This window comes from Vibrio sp. 10N.222.55.C7 (assembly GCF_041473335.1).
GTDB lineage: Bacteria > Pseudomonadota > Gammaproteobacteria > Enterobacterales > Vibrionaceae > Vibrio > Vibrio crassostreae_C.
Genome location: NZ_JBFRSC010000040.1, coordinates 101,814 through 120,659, shown reverse-complemented (window position 1 = coordinate 120,659; position 18,846 = coordinate 101,814). Strand labels below are relative to the sequence as shown.

Sequence of the window (18,846 nt, the reverse complement as noted above, 5' to 3'; positions counted from 1 at the left end):
AGAGCTTGTATATATGAATGTTAGTCTTTCCTCAAATTCAGCGACCAACAAAATGTCATCGTTGTTGGACACCGGTTCTGCCTCTTCCAAGGTAGAAGAAACCGGCGACTCTAAAGGTTTCTTTGAGTCCTTCAAAGAAGCGCTCGGCTTTGAAGAAAGTGACAGTAAAGTCGCAGCAAAAGACACAGAAAGCACTGCGAAACCTGATACTAAACAGACATCTACCGAAGGTGAAGCGTCAGCCGAAGCGAACAAAGGTGATTCCGCTGAATCAAAGGCTACTGACGAAGTGAGCGAAGCGCAAAGCAAGCAAGCAGCTTCAGAAGTAGAAGGCGAGAAAGCTGCTGATAAAACATCAGCAGAGGCTGCGTCTGGATCTGAGGCTCAGCTCAAAGCCAATTCGGGCACTGATAGCACTGTCGCTGATAAGACTGTTGCAGATAAGGCAGATGGTAAAGATGCGCAGGATACGACTAACGAGTCTAAAGAACATATTGCTCAATCCCAAACTCAGGGTCCATCAGCGGTAGATGGTGCTACGCAGGCATCGCAAGCCAATGCAGCGATGAGCGAAGGCAATAAATTGCTTGGTCAATTGGATGAGGCAAACAAAACCCTAAATCAAGCGCCAAACGGCAAAGGCTTGCCTCAGCAAGGTCAGGTAGAACAAGCCCAAGGTAATATCACCGGTGCTTCTGTTGCAGGAGTTTCCGTTACGGATAAGGCGACACAACAAGCTAAGGCTGCAAATCAGGAGAAGAGCCTTGAAGTCGATTCTGAAATCGCTGTACTTACCGGAGGTAAGGGTGTTTCTCAGCTAACTGATACTGAAATTCGACAGTTGATGGATAAAGGCGTCACTCCAGAACAAATTGAAGCCAGTATGAGCCGAGAGCTGAGCCAAAAGAATGCAGCTAGTGCGGTTGCTGCCGAGCAGAGCCAAGCATTGTCAGCCGTGGATATTGAACTGGCAAAGCAAGTAGATGCCCATACCAAAGCGCTAAACCAATTGAATGGACAAATCGAATCAGAGCAGTCTGTTGTCGATAGCTTGCTTGATAAGCAACAAAGTGGCGCTAAGTTGACGGTTGATGAGCAAGCCGCTTTGGCTAAAGCGACCTCTAACCTAGACTTGTTGAATCAACAGCTCGCTAACGTTCAACAACAAGTAACAGCTTTGCTAAGTCAAGCTCCGGCTGCGAACAGTGCGTCTGGTGAACCCACTGCTATCGATTGGGATAATACGGATTCAAGCGAAACTAAAGCCTTAGCTGCGGCAGCATCAACAGCAGCTGTAGCGACGGCTACACAACAAGTGTCAGCGCAGGCCGCTTCTCAATCAGCAAACAATGCTCTTACGGACAAGGCGGCAATGCTGCACGCCAATAATGCACATGCAGCCCAACAGGCCGCAGCTCAGCAAGCTAATGTGGCTTCACCTCAGCAGCAAGCAACGTTGGATCCAGCTTTAACCGCGCAAGGAATGGCGATGAATGCAACGCCAGCTGCCACAAAAGCAGGCTCGACTGATACGCTTCTTAAAGCGGGCGCCGGTGCAGCAGCACTGTCTGGTTTGGGTAAAGCGGGTGCTAAAGAAGATTCTAAAGATTCGACCTTTGCTCAGCAGATCGCTTCTGCGGCTGGTGCACAAGGTACGGCAACGGTGGGTTCAGCACCTACGCGAGCTGAAATTCAAGCTGCTCAACAAGCGCCCTTACAGCTCACCAAAGAGCTAGCCAATGAGCAAGTGGCTGAAAAAGTACAAATGATGATGTCTAAGAACCTTAAGAACTTGGACATTCGTCTCGACCCACCAGAATTGGGCCAAATGAAAATCCGCATGACCATGAATAATGACGTGGCAAACGTGCACTTTACGGTGAGTAATCAGCAAGCGAGAGATGTGATTGAACAAACCTTACCTCGCTTGAGAGAGATGCTTGCTCAGCAAGGTCTGCAGCTTGCCGATTCGTCTGTTCAACAACAGAACTCCGGTCAGGGACAAGATAGATACAACAATGGTGAGCAACAATCCGGCGCTAACCGCACAAATGATACGCAAGGTGATGAAAACCTTGATAGTGACAGCAATCTTGAATTGAATGTCGCATCAAAGCGTGATGGAATTAGTTATTATGCCTAATATCAGGCTAAGAACGCTTGGTTAATAGAAAAAACCAGTTAATAAAAAGAACCATCAGTTAATCGCAAGAACAGGAAGTTAGAGTAAGATATGGCCGAAGAACAAGATGCACCTAAAGGGAAGAGCAAGCTCCTTATAATTATTATTGCCGTAGTTGTGTTACTGCTTGGTATAGGTGGTGCGCTGTACTTTTTCTTAGGTTCTGACGATAGCGCCTCTGAATCTCAGTCTCAGCCAGCAACGGCTGTGGTCGCTGCAGAGCCGGTTATGTATGTTAATATTCCTCAGCCCTTCTTGTTTAATGTGACAGGTGACAAAAAAGATCGCCTAGTTCAGATAAAAGCACAGCTCATGGTACGTGGCAGTAAGAATGAAGACCTGGCTCGTTACCACTCTCCACTTGTAGAAAGTACGCTACTGGCCACGTTCGCTTCGGCAACGGTTGATCAATTGCGCTCACCAACAGGCCGCGTGGAACTGCGTAATAAGGCAACAGAAGATATTAAAGCAAGCCTGGCTCAAGCTGTTGGCCAGCCTGTGATTGAAAAAGTGTTATTCACTGACTTCGTAATTCAATAGGTAATTTGTGACCGATTTATTAAGCCAAGACGAAATTGATGCGCTGTTACATGGCGTTGATGATGTTGAAGAAGTTGAAGATGTCTTAGAAACCGAAAATGACAATGCGGTCAATTTCGACTTCTCATCTCAAGATCGAATCGTCCGTGGTCGAATGCCGACCCTTGAACTTATTAACGAGCGCTTCGCACGTCATATGCGTATCAGCTTGTTTAATATGTTACGTAAAACGGCTGAAGTGTCGATCAACGGCGTACAGATGATGAAGTTTGGTGAGTACCAAAACACATTGTATGTACCCACCAGTTTAAACATGGTTCGTTTCCGTCCATTGAAAGGTACGGCACTCATCACCATGGAAGCTCGTCTGGTTTTCATTCTCGTAGAGAACTTTTTTGGCGGTGATGGTCGTTTCCACGCCAAGATTGAAGGTCGTGAATTCACGCCTACTGAAAGACGAATCATTCAGTTACTGCTGAAAATTGTTTTTGAAGATTACAAAGAAGCTTGGTCGCCAGTGATGGGGGTTGAGTTTGAATACTTGGATTCCGAAGTGAACCCAAGTATGGCGAACATTGTGAGCCCAACCGAAGTGATTGTTGTGAGTTCGTTCCACATTGAAGTGGATGGCGGTGGTGGTGACTTCCACGTTGTCATGCCTTACTCCATGGTTGAGCCGATCCGTGAACTGCTTGATGCGGGTGTTCAATCAGACAAGATGGAAACCGATGTTCGTTGGAGTACCGCACTGCGTGATGAGATCATGGATGTGCCCGTCAATTTCCGCGTGAATTTGCTAGAGCAAGATATTTCCCTTCGTGATCTGATGGAGCTGCGCCCTGGTGATGTTATCCCAATGAACATGCCTGAGCACGCAACCATGTTTGTCGAAGAACTGCCGACTTATCGTGTGAAAATGGGCCGTTCTGGTGAGAAGCTTGCAGTACAGATTTCGGAAAAAATTCAAAGACCACATGTGGTTAAAACTGATCTCGCTTTTCTAGGTAAAGACTTATTGTCTGAGCTCGAAAACAGTGATGATGACGACGAATAGTAAAATAGATAAAAGTATAGGAATTGGTAATGGAACCTAGTGAAGATCAAAAGCTAGCAGACGAATGGGCTGCAGCACTTGGTGAAGATCCTTCAGCGCCGTCAATTGATGTTGATGATGTGCTTGCGGCACCACTTGATGAGCTAACCGATTCATCATCTCCGATTTCTGAAGATGAGCGTCGTAAGCTGGATACCATTATGGATATCCCCGTGACTATTTCGATGGAAGTTGGCCGCTCTCAGATCAGTATCCGTAATTTACTTCAGTTGAACCAAGGTTCGGTTGTTGAGCTAGATCGAATCGCTGGTGAGTCACTAGACGTGATGGTCAACGGAACTCTGATTGCTCACGGTGAAGTGGTTGTAGTAAACGACAAGTTTGGTATTCGTTTGACTGACGTTATTAGCCAGACAGAACGAATTAAGAAGCTGCGTTAATGAGCTTTTTGTCTCAAAGACTTGCGGGCTCTTTTCTCGGAATGACAGGTTTGTTACGAGGAATCTTGGGAGTAGGGCTATTAACGGCTCCTTCCATTGCCTTTGCAGCAACACCGCCTTCTCTCGATTTAGCGACCACCTTTGGGTCGCTAATTTTCGTTATAGCCTTCATTTTATTTATTGCTTGGCTACTCAAGCGAATGCAAGTACCTGCGATGTCGAATCAACAAGGTTTGGCGATTGTTAGGCAAATCCCTGTTGGTACTAAAGAGCGTATCGCTATTGTGCAAGCGGGTGATGAACAGTTCTTGGTAGGGATTACCACACAATCGATTCAGCTGATCTCTAAGCTCGATAAACCTCTTACTCAGGAGATGCTGGAAAAAAGTACATTTTCAAGTCAGCTTTCCCAGCTAATAAAAAAAGATGCAAACAAGTAACGGACTTTTGAACTCCTCTTACTTTCACCAAGCCGGAGCTTTCCGAGCGGTGAAAGTGTGGTTGGTTCAGCTTATTCTCCTATGCTCAATCGTATTCAGTGTGTCGGTATTTGCACAAGCTGAAGACGGCACCGTCATTCCTGCGAATACCGCTGGCTCGGAATCGGTCACTATCAGCACGATGGAACAAGACCAAGCCAAATCGACAACCATGACCACGGGCAGCTTGACTGGCAATGGTGGCGGCATACCTGCCTTTACCATGACAACCAATGCCAATGGCGGTGAAGACTACTCGATTAACCTGCAAATTCTCGCGTTAATGACCATGCTTGGCTTCTTGCCGGCGATGGTGATTTTGATGACATCGTTCACTCGTATTGTGGTTGTGATGTCTATCTTGCGTCAGGCGATGGGTCTACAACAAACACCGTCTAACCAAGTCATTATTGGTATCGCGATATTCTTGACCTTCTTCATCATGTCGCCAGTGATCAATCAAGTTAACGAACAAGCAGTTCAGCCTTATCTTAATGAACAGATATCGGCACGACAGGCATTTGATGTTGCCCAAAAACCGATTAAATCCTTCATGCTCAAGCAGACTCGAATCAAAGATCTTGAAACCTTTGTTGAGATTTCTGGCGCGGAAGTGACTAACCCTGAAGATGTTTCGATGGCGGTTCTGATTCCAGCATTTATCACATCGGAATTAAAAACGGCTTTCCAAATCGGATTTATGCTGTTCTTGCCTTTCCTAATCATCGACTTGGTGGTGGCATCGGTATTGATGGCTATGGGTATGATGATGTTGTCACCGATGATTGTATCGCTGCCGTTTAAGTTGATGCTGTTTGTTCTTGTTGATGGCTGGAACTTGATACTCTCCACACTCGCCGGCAGTTTTGCCTTGTAGCTGGGGGAATAATGAATCCTGAAATATTCGTAGAGTTGTTCCGAGATGCCCTTTGGATGGTATTAATCATGGTTTGCGCCATCATTATTCCTAGCCTGCTGATCGGTTTGGTTGTGGCTGTTTTCCAAGCTGCGACCTCAATCAACGAACAAACCCTGAGTTTCCTGCCGCGTTTGATCGTAACTTTGTTGGCGTTGATGCTATTCGCACACTGGATGACCCAGATGATGATGGAGTTCTTTTTTGAGCTCATCGAACGCTTGCCGCAAGTTCTGTATTAAACCGATATGGAATACCCAACGAGCCTTGTACTAGAGTGGTTAGCCAATTATTTTTGGCCATACACTCGCATCTCAGCGATGCTGATGGTGATGACGGTAACAGGGGCACGCTTCGTGTCGCCGCGTATTCGTCTGTATTTAGGCTTGGCGATCACTTTTGCGGTGATGCCTGCGATTCCGGCCGTTCCCAAAGAGATTGAACTTCTGTCCTTTCAAGGCTTCCTGACTGTCTTCGAGCAAATTGTGATTGGCGTGGCCATGGGTTTTGTTACCCAGTTCATGATTCAAACCTTTGTTATGCTGGGTCAGATCCTCGGTATGCAATCGAGCTTGGGTTTTGCATCAATGGTCGACCCGGCTAACGGGCAAAATACGCCGGTACTTGGTCAGCTGTTCATGCTGCTAGCGACCATGTTTTTTTTGGCGACCGATGGTCACTTGAAAATGCTGCAGCTGGTGGTGTTTAGTTTTAAGACCTTGCCGATTGGCAGTGGCTCTCTAACCTCTGTGGATTTTCGAGAGCTCGCGTTGTGGCTCGGCATCATGTTCAAAACGGCATTAGCGATGTCATTGTCGGGGATTATTGCGCTGCTAACGATTAACCTTTCTTTTGGTGTAATGACGCGTGCGGCGCCTCAATTAAACATCTTTTCTTTGGGTTTTGCATTTGCGCTACTCGTGGGTCTGTTACTTTGTTGGTACATCCTTGGCGGCTTATATAGTCACTATGAGCTATTTTGGATGCAGGGCGAACAACAGATATGTCGTCTAATCCGGTTAGATTGCTAGGAGACTGAAATGGCAGAGTCAGACGGTCAAGAACGCACAGAAGACGCCACGCCCAAACGCTTGCAACAGGCCAAAGAGAAAGGGCAGGTTGCAAGGTCAAAAGAGCTAGCGTCAGCGTCGGTACTTATTGTCGGTGCAATTGCATTAATGTGGTTTGGCGAATCGATGGCGAAGGCTTTGTTCGAGGCCATGCAACGTCTGTTCTCTTTGAGTCGCGACGAAATTTTTGACACTAACAAACTCCTAGAAATCGCTGGTGGTGCACTGGTGAACCTGCTGTTCCCGCTGTTTTTGATACTGATAACCTTGTTTGTTGCTGCCGTCATCGGCGCTGCGGGTGTCGGTGGGATTAACTTCTCAATGCAAGCAGCAATGCCTAAGGCGTCTAAGCTCAACCCACTCAGTGGCATCAAGCGTATGTTTGGCCTGCAAAGCTGGGTTGAACTGCTCAAGTCTATTCTTAAAGTAGCGCTCGTATCGGGGATGGCGATTTATCTGATTCAAGCCTCTCAGCATGATTTAATGCAGCTGAGTATGGATGTGTACCCACAGAACATCTTCCATGCCTTGGATATCTTGCTCAATTTCATCCTGTTGATCAGTTGCTCGCTGCTTATTGTGGTGGCGATTGATATCCCGTTCCAGATCTGGCAACACGCCGATCAATTGAAGATGACCAAACAAGAAGTCAAAGACGAATTCAAAGACACTGAAGGTAAGCCGGAAGTGAAAGGCCGAATTCGTATGCTTCAAAGGGAAGCGGCTCAGCGTCGCATGATGGCAGACGTTCCTCAAGCGGATGTGATTGTGACCAACCCGGAACACTTTTCAGTGGCGCTGCGCTATAAGCAGAATCAAGACAAAGCACCAATTGTGGTTGCTAAAGGTGTCGACCACATGGCGATGAAGATCCGAGAGATTGCGCGTGCAAACGACATCTATATAGTTCCAGCGCCGCCATTGGCGAGGGCGCTTTATCACACCACTGAGCTAGAACAACAAATTCCTGACGGTCTGTTTACGGCAGTTGCACAAGTGCTTGCATATGTTTTCCAGCTTAAACAGTACCGAAAACGAGGTGGTGAGCGACCAAAACTGCAAGATTCTAATATGCCGATCCCACCTGATTTACGTCATTAGATCAATTGCTTGAGCTCTGCGTGATGAACCCTGATAATAGCGAGCTAGCTAATCTTCCTTTTATAGAGGTGATGGCGATAATTTGACGTGAGATGTTGGTACAGTGTTTGCTGTAGTAGCCTGAACATTATAAGCCCATAGCAAACAGCCCTGACTAAGACCTAATCCACTTGTTCAGAGAGCTACAACATAGCGAAACTGTCTAGATTTATGAAATTCTCCCTGCCTTTTGCGGACAAGCTACCTAAAATCCCTAACCGTGCCATGCCTGCGATTGGTGCACCTATTATGGTACTTGCAACGCTTGCTATGGTGGTGTTGCCCATTCCAGCTTTCTTGTTGGATATGTTCTTCACCTTCAACATTGCACTGTCTATGGTTGTGCTACTGGTCTCGGTATATACCCGCAGGCCTTTAGACTTCGCTGCATTCCCAACCGTCCTGCTGATTGCGACTCTACTTCGATTGGCCTTGAACGTTGCTTCGACACGTGTGGTATTGCTTCATGGTCATGAAGGTGGCGACGCGGCCGGTAATGTGATTGAAGCCTTCGGTAACGTGGTTATCGGTGGTAACTATGCGGTAGGTCTAGTGGTGTTCTTGATTCTTATGATCATCAACTTCATGGTTGTAACCAAAGGTGCGGGTCGTATCTCGGAAGTAAGCGCGCGTTTCACGTTAGACGCCTTACCGGGTAAACAGATGGCAATCGATGCCGACTTGAACGCAGGTTTGATCGACCAAGACCAGGCGCGTCTGAGACGTTTTGAAGTAACCAAAGAAGCTGACTTCTACGGTTCGATGGACGGTGCTTCTAAGTTTGTTAAAGGCGATGCGATCGCTGGTATCTTAATCTTATTCATCAACATCATTGGTGGCTTGAGCATTGGTATGGCTCAGTTTGATCTTGGTTTTGGTGAAGCAATCGAAATCTACACGCTACTGACTATCGGTGATGGTCTGGTTGCACAAATTCCATCTCTATTACTGTCTATTGCAGCTGCGATGATGGTAACGCGCCAAAATACTGATGAAGATATGGGTGAGCAACTTGTCTTCCAGATGTTCGACAATCCAAAAGCCTTGATGATCACCGCCGCCATCCTTGGCATCATGGGTATTGTTCCGGGTATGCCACATTTCTCGTTCTTGAGCCTTGCCATCGTTGCAGGCGCGGGGGCGTATTACATCGATAAAAAGAACAAGAAGAAGGCGGAAGAGCCTAACCTTCCGGCGACAGTTGAAGCGAATGGAGAAGTAGGCTCTCAGAAGGAGCTCTCTTGGGATGATGTTCAACCTGTCGATATTATTGGTTTAGAAGTGGGTTACCGTTTAATTCCTTTGGTTGATAGAGACCAAGGTGGTGAATTGCTTGAACGCGTTAAAGGTGTGCGTAAAAAGCTGTCTCAAGACTTTGGTTTCTTGATCCCAGCGGTACACATTCGCGATAACCTAGAACTGACACCAAACAGCTACCGTATTACCCTGATGGGTGTTGCTGTGGGTGAAGCTGAGATTAAGCCAGACATGGAGCTCGCGATTAACCCGGGCCAAGTCTATGGCATGATCGATGGCGAGCCGACGATTGACCCTGCCTTTGGCCTTGAAGCGGTTTGGATTCGTGAAGAGCAGCGTGAACACGCACAAGCTCTAGGTTATACCGTTGTAGATTCTTCTACAGTACTGGCGACACACCTTAGCCAGCTGCTAACCAACAACGCATCGCAGCTCATTGGCCACGAAGAAGTTCAGAACTTACTTGAGATGCTCAGCCGCTCAACACCTAAGCTGGTGGAAGGTTTTGTACCGGATCAATTGCAGTTGGGTGTGGTTGTGAAAGTGCTACAGAACCTGCTGAATGAAGCGATTCCAATTCGTGACATTCGAACCATAGTCCAAACTTTGTCGGAGTATTCAGGTAAGAGTCAAGAACCTGACATACTTACTGCGGCGGTTCGCATCTCATTGAAACGATTAATTGTTCAGGAAATCAATGGTATAGAGCCCGAGTTACCAGTGATAACCTTGATTCCTGAGCTGGAACAAATCTTGCATCAAACCATGCAGGCATCCGGCGGAGAATCTGCTGGTATTGAACCTGGTTTAGCCGAACGTTTACAGACCTCTCTCAGCCACGCTACACAAGAGCAAGAGCTGAAAGGTGAGCCCGCGGTACTATTGACCTCTGGCGTGTTGCGTTCGACTCTGGCTAAGTTCGTGAAGAACACGATCCCAAGCTTGCGAGTCTTGTCTTACCAAGAAATACCGGACGAAAAGCAGATACGTATAGTACAAGCTGTTGGTAATTAAGCCGCCTAATTAGAACGGACAATCGAATTGAAAATTAAACGATTTTTTGCAAAAGATATGCGAACGGCTCTGCTCCAAGTTAAAGAAGAACTTGGTTCAGAAGCGGTGATCATGTCTAACAAAAAGGTCGCAGGTGGCGTGGAAATTGTTGCCGCTATTGATGGCGAATCCAGCCCGTCGACAGCGAGCCAGAGATTAAATAAACCTCAGCAGCCTGCACAAAGCCAATATACGCAAATGGCCGCGCCCGCAGCTCCTGCTGGGCGACGTCAACTAGACGATGACAAGGTTAGCCTACAGTCGAATGTTGAAGGTGGACGCTCAATGACTAAGCGCTTTGCGAATATGCTTAAGCAATACAGTCATGGCGCCGATGATGAGCCACAGCATCGTGCAGAAAATGAAGATTCATTGTCAGCATTGCTCAATCGCCAATCAAGCACGGGCCATAAGCCTCATAGTCATCAGACTCAAAGCAATTTGCAGTCTCATGGCCATCAGCAATCTCACGGTAACCAACAGTCTCACGGAAATCTTGATTCTGCATTTGCTCGTGAAACGGGTTTGTCTAAGTTGATTGCTGAAGACCGCAGAGTAGAGCGCCCGACACCTCGCTTGGATCCTACCCGTTATGATCGTGGTCGAGAAAACACTCAGTCCAAAGGTTCTGATACTGAAATGGAAACGATGCGCGAAGAGATGACCTCAATTCGTCGTCTGTTAGAGCATCAAGTTTCTGGGTTGATGTGGCAAGAAGTTGAGCGCCGTGAACCACTGAGAGCCATGCTTATTAAGCGCCTTGAACGTATGGGTGTATCTGCAGAGCTTGCCGATCAAATGGCTTGCTACATTCCTGAAGATACTAAACCTGCACGTGCATGGAAGGCTCTGTTAGCTCTGGTTGCTGACCAAATCTCCGTTACACAAAAAGATATTTTAAAACGCGGCGGTATTGTGGCTCTACTTGGCCCAACCGGCGTGGGTAAAACAACGACTGTTGCAAAGCTAGCTGCACGTGCTGCCATGGAATATGGCGCTGATAACGTCGCACTAGTGACAACTGACACATATCGTATAGGTGCACATGAGCAGTTATCGATCTACGGCCGAATTATGGGTTGTCCTGTAAGAGTTGCTAAAGATTCTAGCGAACTGGCCGATGTAATATATCAGTTACGTAATCGTCGCCTGATTCTGGTCGATACTGCAGGCATGGGACAACGAGATGTTCGCCTATCTGAGCAGTTAGACACATTGATGCAAGAGAGTGGTTCCGTTATCAATAGCTACCTTGTGTTGCCTGCAACCGCGCAACGCAAAGTGCTGCAAGAAACAATTGAACACTTTAGAAGAATCCCGTTGTCGGGATGCATCATGACTAAGCTGGATGAATCCCTAAGTCTAGGTGAATTCATCAGTGTCGTAATACAAAATGCATTACCAGTTGCTTACATAGCAAATGGTCAACGAGTTCCTGAAGATATCGTTATAGCTCAGCCAAAGTACATGATTGCTAAGGCTAATGAGCTATTAGAAAAATCTACAGAGAATGAACCTCATTACTGGAATAGCGATTCTGAAGGGCTCTAGGCGGCGGATAAATATGAATGAAAATATGATACATGACCAAGCTAGCGGCCTCCGTCGCTTAACCAAGCCTTCACTCACAAAAGTTATCGCTGTAACCGGTGGTAAGGGAGGCGTTGGTAAATCTAATGTGACGTTAGGTATGGCTATTTGCATGGCGCGCCAAGGCAAAAAAGTCATGGTGCTAGATGCCGATTTAGGACTAGCGAACGTCGATATCATGCTAGGTATTCGTTCTAAACGAAACCTTGGGCATGTGTTGGCTGGCGAATGTGAACTTAAGGATGCGATTGTCGAAGGGCCGCACGGAATTAAAATTATTCCAGCGACATCGGGCACTCAAAGCATGACTGAACTTTCACACGCACAGCATGCTGGTTTGATTCGCGCATTCGGTTCGCTTGAAGACGAGATGGATATCTTGTTGGTTGATACCGCAGCCGGTATTTCGGACATGGTGATCAGCTTCTCAAGAGCGGCGCAAGACGTGGTTGTCGTGGTATGTGATGAACCTACCTCGATCACGGATGCATATGCTTTGATTAAGCTTTTAAGCAGAGAACACCAAGTTCAGCGATTCAAAGTTGTTGCAAATATGGTCAGAAGCTACCGCGAAGGCCGAGAATTATTTGCAAAGTTGACTTTGGTCACAGAGCGCTTCTTGAATGTGAGCCTCGAACTCGTAGCATGTATTCCTTTAGATGATAAAGTACGTCAATCAGTCAAGAGACAGAAAATCGTAGTCGATGCGTTTCCTCGCTCTCCAGCTGCATTGGCAATCAGCTCTTTGGCTAACAAAGCCTTGACCTGGCCAATACCAAAAACACCGAGCGGACACTTGGAGTTCTTTGTTGAAAGGCTGCTGAATCGTACTGAATTTATAGAGGAACCATTTGGTGAATAAAGCGCTTACTTACGACCAACACGCTAATCACAATAGCCAACAGGCTTTTTTTGAGAAGTACTCTGTGTTGGTTAAACGTATCGCTCATCACTTGTTGGGGCGATTACCGCCTAATGTATTGGTTGATGACTTAATTCAAGCTGGCATGATCGGCTTGATTGAAGCGCAACAAAACTATGATGGTACCAAAGGCGCAAGCTTTGAGACGTATGCTGGTATTCGGATTCGCGGGGCAATGTTGGATGACATTCGCCGTGGGGACTGGGTGCCGAGATCGGTTCATAAGAACAATCGAGAAATCAGCAGTGCAATTGCGGAATTAGAGGGTATCCTCAACCGCGACCCGAGTGATGCCGAAGTGGCAAAACACATGGGGCTCAGTTTAGAGCAGTATCACAGTGCTTTAACTGACATTAATTGCTCAAGACTGGTTGGAATCGAAGATTTAGGCGTCTCAGATGATGTAATATCTCCGAATGAAGACTCTCAAGATAATACGCCTTTTCAAGGGGTTGCTGATGAGTCATTCCGCCAAGCTTTGATCGATTCGATTAAACAACTTCCGGAAAGGGAAGGCCTTGTGCTTTCGCTTTATTACGACGAAGAACTCAATTTAAAAGAGATTGGGGAAGTGTTAGGTGTCAGCGAATCTCGTGTCAGCCAAATACTGAGCCAATCTATGCAGCGTTTACGCACTAAGTTAAGTGCTTGGACACAGAACGACTAACAACACTGATCCTATTCAGTGGAGGCTAATTTGAACAAAAACATGAAAATTCTCATTGTTGATGATTTTTCAACGATGCGCCGAATTGTTAAAAACCTACTTCGCGATTTAGGTTTCAACAACACTCAAGAAGCAGATGATGGCTTGACCGCGTTACCTATGCTGAAAAAAGGCGAATTTGATTTCGTGGTAACTGACTGGAACATGCCAGGCATGCAAGGGATTGACCTGCTTAAACACATTCGCGCAGACGCAGAACTTAAGCACCTTCCAGTGCTTATGATCACAGCTGAAGCGAAGCGTGAGCAGATCATCGAAGCTGCGCAAGCGGGTGTTAATGGTTACATTGTGAAGCCTTTCACTGCTGCAACGCTGAAAGAGAAACTTGATAAGATTTTTGATCGCTTATAAGCATCAATAAATTTAGGTACTTCTAGGTAAACACTGACTGATAAGTTATCTGTTTATCTCGATAGCCTAAGCGCACAAAGTATGCGGAGTAAGGCCGAATTCAGGATGATTTCATTAGAACAAGCAAAAAAATTAGTAGAGCTGCTTGAGAACGATGAGCAGCAAAATGCTGATTCTCTTGTGAGAAGCATTTATGAAGATAACTTTAGTCTTCAAGACAATCCAATGCTTCAAGAAATAGGAAGTCTGACACGCGACCTCCACGACTCTTTGACTCAATTCAATTTCGATGAACGCATCAGCGTTATCGCAAATGACGAAATCCCTGATGCAAGGGATCGCCTTCAGTATGTCATTGATAAAACGGAAGTTGCGGCAAATAAGACGATGGACGCTGTCGATCGCTGTATGCCAATCGCAGACAACCTACACGAGTGTTTACTTCAAGTAAGGCCTCAATGGAATGAACTGATGCATGGCCGCATTGAGCTGGCACAATTTAAAGCTTTATGTCACCGCATTGATGGATTGCTTGTCCAAGTAGAAGGCGACAGTACTGAACTACGCGGACAATTGACTGAAATCTTGATGGCTCAGGATTTCCAAGATTTAACTGGGCAGATAATCAGCAAAGTTATTACCTTGGTGAATGAGGTGGAAGGACGTTTGGTCGAGATTCTCACGGTATTCGGTGCGAATCAAAAAGAGCCAACTCCAGAGTCAGAGAAGAAAGCATCGATTGCGCCTGAAGGTCCAATTATGAACCCAGAAGAGCGCGAAGACGCTGTCGCATCTCAAGATGAAGTCGACGATTTGTTATCCAGTCTTGGATTTTAAAGGTAACGTATGAGCTACGATTTAGACGAAGATATTCTTCAGGACTTTTTAGTCGAAGCAGGAGAGATCCTTGAACTCCTATCAGAACAACTGGTAGAGCTTGAGAATAACCCTGACGACAAAGACCTATTAAATGCTATTTTCCGTGGTTTCCATACAGTAAAAGGTGGTGCTGGTTTCCTAGCATTAACTGAGCTGGTGGATACTTGTCATGGTGCTGAGAATGTGTTCGACATTCTGCGAAACGGCCAACGCAGCGTAACATCAGGTTTGATGGATACCATGCTGCAGGCGCTAGATACAGTCAATGTACAGTTTCGCGCCGTGCAAGATCAGGAACCTTTAGTGCCAGCCGACCAATCTTTATTGGATGAACTTCACCGTCTCTGTAAACCAGAGTCTGCGGATGAAGTGGCACCAGTAGAAGCGCCTGCACCTATTATCCCTGAACCTGTTGTTGCAGCGCCTGAGCCTGTTATTGCTCCGGAACCTACTGCTGAAAGCTCAAACATCAATGCATCTTCAGTCGATGATATCTCTGAAGATGAGTTTGAACGCTTGCTTGATGAGCTTCACGGTAAAGGTGGTTCACCAACAGCGCCTTCTGCACCAACACCGCCGCCAGCACCCGCTGCACCTCAGTCTGTTGCTGACAGTGGTGATATTACTGATGACGAATTTGAAAAGTTATTAGATGAATTGCACGGTGCGGGTAAGAGCCCGACAGCGGCAAGTTCAACGCCTCCTCCACCGCCAACGCCGCCAGCAGCACCTGTTTCGGCGATGTCTGAAGGCGATGATCTGATGACTGACGAAGAGTTCGAGAAGTTACTTGACCAACTACATGGCTCAGGTAATGGACCTTCGATTGAAGAATTGGATGCCGCGACTAAGCCAGCAGAAGTTAAGGCAGTAGCACCTCAAGCTGCGCCTAAACCTGCTGCGCCAGTTGCCGTTAAAGCTGAGCCAAAACCGAGCGCTCCAGCAAAAGCTGAAGTTAAAGTGCCGGCTAAGAAGCAACAAGCTGAAGCGACAGTTCGTGTTGATACATCAACACTGGACACCATCATGAACATGGTGGGTGAACTGGTATTGGTGCGTAACCGACTAGTCAGCCTAGGCCTCAACAGCAACGACGAAGAAATGTCGAAAGCTGTCTCTAACTTAGATGTTGTTACTGCAGACCTTCAAGGTGCGGTAATGAAGACTCGTATGCAGCCGATCAAGAAAGTATTTGGTCGCTTCCCACGAGTTGTCCGTGACCTTGCTCGTAGCTTGAAGAAAGACATCGTTCTTGAAATGCGTGGCGAAGAAACGGACCTTGATAAAAACTTAGTAGAAGCACTTGCTGATCCCCTGATTCACTTGGTGAGAAACTCTGTCGATCATGGTATTGAAATGCCAAACGACCGTGTTGCTGCGGGTAAATCACAAACGGGTAAAGTGATTCTGTCTGCCTCTCAAGAAGGTGACCACATTGAACTGGCTATCGTTGATGACGGTGGCGGTATGGACCCTGATAAGCTTCGTGCTATCGCGGTTAAACGTGGCCTGATGGATGAAGATGCAGCGTCTCGCTTATCAAATAAAGAGTGTTTCAACCTGATTTTTGCTCCTGGCTTCTCAAGCAAAGAGCAGATCTCGGATATCTCTGGTCGTGGTGTGGGCATGGACGTTGTGAAAACAGCGATCAACACACTGAACGGCTCTATTGATATTGATTCAGAAATGGGACAGGGCACCAAGATCACCATCAAGGTTCCACTAACCCTAGCGATTCTACCAACCTTGATGGTCGGTGTTGCCGGTCATCCATTTGCATTGCCATTGGCTTCTGTAAACGAGATCTTCCACCTAGATTTAAGCCGCACAAACGTGGTTGATGGCCAGCTGACGATTATCGTTCGCGATAAGTCTATTCCGTTGTTCTACTTGCAAAACTGGCTTGCTCCTAAAGCGGGTATTGTTGAGCTGCGTAAAGGGCACGGCCATGTTGTTATCGTACAACTTGGTAGCCAACGTGTTGGTTTTGTTGTCGATACGCTTATCGGTCAAGAAGAAGTCGTGATCAAGCCGCTTGATAAGCTTCTGCAAGGCACGCCAGGAATGGCAGGTGCGACAATTACAAGTGACGGACACATTGCATTGATTCTAGATGTGCCGGACTTGTTGAAGCAGTACGCAGCTGCGTCAAGAATTTAATTTAAGGATAAATATGGCGATTAAAGTATTAGTCGTTGATGATTCGAGTTTCTTTCGTCGTCGCGTTAGCGAGATCATCAACTCAGAGGCTCGCCTAGAAGTCATTGATGTAGCAGTAAACGGTAAAGAAGCCGTTGAAAAAGCGAAACAGCTAAGACCTGACGTAATCACGATGGATATTGAAATGCCTGTCATGGACGGTATCACTGCCGTTCGTGAAATCATGGCCGCGTCTCCAACGCCTATTTTGATGTTTTCATCGTTAACGCATGATGGAGCGAGAGCAACGTTAGATGCGTTAGATGCAGGTGCTCTCGACTTCTTACCTAAGAAGTTTGAAGATATTGCACGTAACCGCGACGATGCAGTTGCATTGCTTCAACAGCGTGTGATTCAGATTGCAGCAAAGCGTGCGTTTATGCGCCGTGCTCCTATTACGCCGAGAGCGACAGCAACGACTTCAACAGCTACGCCATTGCGCCAGCCGATTTCAACAGCAGCTTCGACTTCGACAGCGAAGCCTGCGGTTGCATCTACGGCGAAATTCAGAGCGTCAGGTAAGAAGTATCAATTAACAGCAATTGGTACGTCGACTGGCGGCCCTGTTGCTCTACAGAAGATTTTGACTCGCATCCCTGCTAACTATCCACACCCAATTGTGTTAGTTCAGCATATGCCAGCAACATTCACTGCTGCTTTTGCGAGCCGATTGAACACCTTGTGTAAGATTGAAGTTCGCGAAGCGCAAGACGGTGATGTGTTAAAACCTGGCGTGGCGTATCTTGCTCCGGGTGGTAAACAGATGATGGTGGATGGCCGCGCAGGGTCTGCACGTCTACGAATTATCGATGGCGGCGACCGCATGAACTACAAGCCTTGTGTGGATGTCACATTTGGCTCTGCAGCGAAGATCTACGGCGACAAAGTTTTGTCTATGATACTGACCGGTATGGGCGCAGATGGTCGAGAAGGTTCGCGTATGTTGAAAACTGCGGGCTCGACGATTTGGGCACAAGACGAAGATAGTTGTGTTGTATATGGTATGCCTCAAGCTGTAGCAAAAGCTGGCATTTCTACTGAAGACCTCCCTCTAGACCGCATCGCGGAAAGGATCTTGGTTGAAGTTGGGTTAGCTTAGGTAAATCGAAATGATTGTTTGGAGTGTTGCAAACCAAAAAGGTGGTGTTGGTAAAACGACCACGACCGTGACTCTAGCAGGTTTACTTGCGTTGAAGGGGCACCGTGTTCTGTTGGTTGATACTGACCCACATGCATCACTGACCACCTATCTGGGTTACGATTCAGATACGGTGGAGTCGAGCCTGTTTGATCTGTTCCAGTTGCGTGAGTTTAACGTGCAGACGGTAAGACCTTTGCTTTTACAAACAGAAGTCGAAGGTATCGATATTATCCCTGCGCACATGTCTTTGGCGACATTAGACCGTGTAATGGGAAATCGAAGCGGCATGGGGTTGATCTTGAAGCGTGCTTTAGCCGCTTTGAAAGACGACTATGACTATGTATTGATCGATTGCCCGCCAATTCTGGGTGTGATGATGGTCAATGCATTGGCTGCTAGCGATCGTATATTGATTCCGGTACAGACTGAGTTTTTGGCGATGAAGGGCTTAGAGCGCATGATTCGCACTTTGACCATCATGCAGAAGTCTCGCAAAACACCGTTTAAGGTTACGATTGTCCCAACGATGTACGACAAGCGAACCAAAGCCTCACTGCAAACATTAACGCAGCTCAAAGATGATTACCCAAACCAAGTTTGGACGTCTGCTGTGCCGATTGATACCAAGTTTCGAGATGCGAGCCTAAAGCGCTTGCCAGCCTCTCATTTTGCATCGGGTAGCCGTGGTGTATTTGCTTATAAACAGTTGCTTATTTATCTCGAAAGGTTGGCGATAAATGAGCGCGAATAAAGAATCAACATTGGCGCAGCCAAGTCTCTCCAGTGAACAAGCACTGGATGATTATTTTACTGCGCTGTTAGGTGATGAAAGCTTTGAATCTGACGATTTTTTTGTTGACGAGTCGAGCGACGAATCACAATCTGAAGAGCCAGAGCCAGAGCCAG

Annotated in this window: 18 protein-coding genes and 1 pseudogene; all 19 read left to right on the top strand. The window is 46.8% G+C overall.

Translation table 11 applies throughout. The features are described 5' to 3' along the window. Nucleotides 1-13: 13 nt before the first annotated feature. Complete coding sequence (locus tag AB4482_RS14935; protein WP_102429083.1) at nucleotides 14-2,143, top strand: flagellar hook-length control protein FliK; 2,130 nt, start codon at nucleotides 14-16, stop codon at nucleotides 2,141-2,143. A 90-nt stretch (nucleotides 2,144-2,233) separates the two neighbouring features. Next, entirely contained in the window at nucleotides 2,234-2,722 is a 489-nt protein-coding gene (gene fliL, locus AB4482_RS14930; protein WP_017060677.1) for a flagellar basal body-associated protein FliL, read from the top strand. Between the two features lie 7 nt (nucleotides 2,723-2,729). Next, nucleotides 2,730-3,776, top strand: coding sequence for a flagellar motor switch protein FliM (gene fliM / locus AB4482_RS14925; RefSeq protein ID WP_017060676.1), 1,047 nt, complete (start codon nucleotides 2,730-2,732; stop codon nucleotides 3,774-3,776). Between the two features lie 29 nt (nucleotides 3,777-3,805). Continuing rightward, complete coding sequence (gene fliN, locus AB4482_RS14920) at nucleotides 3,806-4,216, top strand: flagellar motor switch protein FliN (protein WP_004739851.1); 411 nt, start codon at nucleotides 3,806-3,808, stop codon at nucleotides 4,214-4,216. Continuing rightward, nucleotides 4,216-4,656: a flagellar biosynthetic protein FliO gene (gene fliO, locus AB4482_RS14915; protein ID WP_017060675.1), complete on the top strand. Its 441-nt coding sequence runs from the start codon at nucleotides 4,216-4,218 to the stop codon at nucleotides 4,654-4,656. The genes fliN and fliO overlap by 1 nt, the downstream gene beginning before the upstream one ends. Further along, entirely contained in the window at nucleotides 4,643-5,572 is a 930-nt protein-coding gene (fliP, locus tag AB4482_RS14910; RefSeq protein WP_017064117.1) for a flagellar type III secretion system pore protein FliP, read from the top strand. The genes fliO and fliP overlap by 14 nt, the downstream gene beginning before the upstream one ends. A gap of 11 nt (nucleotides 5,573-5,583) precedes the next feature. Beyond that, nucleotides 5,584-5,853: a flagellar biosynthesis protein FliQ gene (gene fliQ, locus AB4482_RS14905; RefSeq protein WP_029235191.1), complete on the top strand. Its 270-nt coding sequence runs from the start codon at nucleotides 5,584-5,586 to the stop codon at nucleotides 5,851-5,853. Between the two features lie 6 nt (nucleotides 5,854-5,859). Beyond that, complete coding sequence (gene fliR, locus AB4482_RS14900) at nucleotides 5,860-6,642, top strand: flagellar biosynthetic protein FliR (RefSeq protein ID WP_017060672.1); 783 nt, start codon at nucleotides 5,860-5,862, stop codon at nucleotides 6,640-6,642. 9 nt (nucleotides 6,643-6,651) lie between these two features. Beyond that, nucleotides 6,652-7,782 carry a flagellar biosynthesis protein FlhB gene (gene flhB / locus AB4482_RS14895; RefSeq protein ID WP_017060671.1) on the top strand — a complete coding sequence of 377 codons (1,131 nt, stop codon included), beginning with the start codon at nucleotides 6,652-6,654 and terminating at the stop codon, nucleotides 7,780-7,782. 210 nt (nucleotides 7,783-7,992) lie between these two features. Then, a complete protein-coding gene (flhA, locus tag AB4482_RS14890) occupies nucleotides 7,993-10,092 on the top strand; it encodes a flagellar biosynthesis protein FlhA (RefSeq protein ID WP_136979579.1) in 2,100 nt (699 codons plus the stop codon). Between the two features lie 27 nt (nucleotides 10,093-10,119). Next, nucleotides 10,120-11,682, top strand: coding sequence for a flagellar biosynthesis protein FlhF (gene flhF / locus AB4482_RS14885; RefSeq protein ID WP_029235190.1), 1,563 nt, complete (start codon nucleotides 10,120-10,122; stop codon nucleotides 11,680-11,682). 13 nt (nucleotides 11,683-11,695) lie between these two features. Next, nucleotides 11,696-12,583 carry a MinD/ParA family protein gene (locus AB4482_RS14880; protein ID WP_017060668.1) on the top strand — a complete coding sequence of 296 codons (888 nt, stop codon included), beginning with the start codon at nucleotides 11,696-11,698 and terminating at the stop codon, nucleotides 12,581-12,583. Continuing rightward, nucleotides 12,576-13,310: an RNA polymerase sigma factor FliA gene (locus tag AB4482_RS14875; protein WP_017060667.1), complete on the top strand. Its 735-nt coding sequence runs from the start codon at nucleotides 12,576-12,578 to the stop codon at nucleotides 13,308-13,310. The genes AB4482_RS14880 and AB4482_RS14875 overlap by 8 nt, the downstream gene beginning before the upstream one ends. A gap of 42 nt (nucleotides 13,311-13,352) precedes the next feature. After that, nucleotides 13,353-13,721 (top strand): chemotaxis response regulator CheY, encoded by a 369-nt coding sequence (gene cheY / locus AB4482_RS14870; RefSeq protein WP_016767062.1) that lies wholly within the window; start codon nucleotides 13,353-13,355, stop codon nucleotides 13,719-13,721. Nucleotides 13,722-13,826: 105 nt separating this feature from the next. Further along, complete coding sequence (locus AB4482_RS14865; protein WP_017064113.1) at nucleotides 13,827-14,558, top strand: protein phosphatase CheZ; 732 nt, start codon at nucleotides 13,827-13,829, stop codon at nucleotides 14,556-14,558. A gap of 9 nt (nucleotides 14,559-14,567) precedes the next feature. Continuing rightward, a complete protein-coding gene (locus AB4482_RS14860) occupies nucleotides 14,568-16,760 on the top strand; it encodes a chemotaxis protein CheA (protein ID WP_017064112.1) in 2,193 nt (730 codons plus the stop codon). Nucleotides 16,761-16,773: 13 nt separating this feature from the next. Continuing rightward, nucleotides 16,774-17,898 carry a chemotaxis response regulator protein-glutamate methylesterase gene (locus tag AB4482_RS14855; RefSeq protein WP_017071205.1) on the top strand — a complete coding sequence of 375 codons (1,125 nt, stop codon included), beginning with the start codon at nucleotides 16,774-16,776 and terminating at the stop codon, nucleotides 17,896-17,898. A gap of 10 nt (nucleotides 17,899-17,908) precedes the next feature. Next, nucleotides 17,909-18,691, top strand: coding sequence for a ParA family protein (locus AB4482_RS14850; protein ID WP_017071206.1), 783 nt, complete (start codon nucleotides 17,909-17,911; stop codon nucleotides 18,689-18,691). Further along, nucleotides 18,678-18,846, top strand: a pseudogene (locus tag AB4482_RS14845) (chemotaxis protein CheW); the annotation flags it as partial. The gene AB4482_RS14850 and the pseudogene AB4482_RS14845, both read left to right, overlap by 14 nt.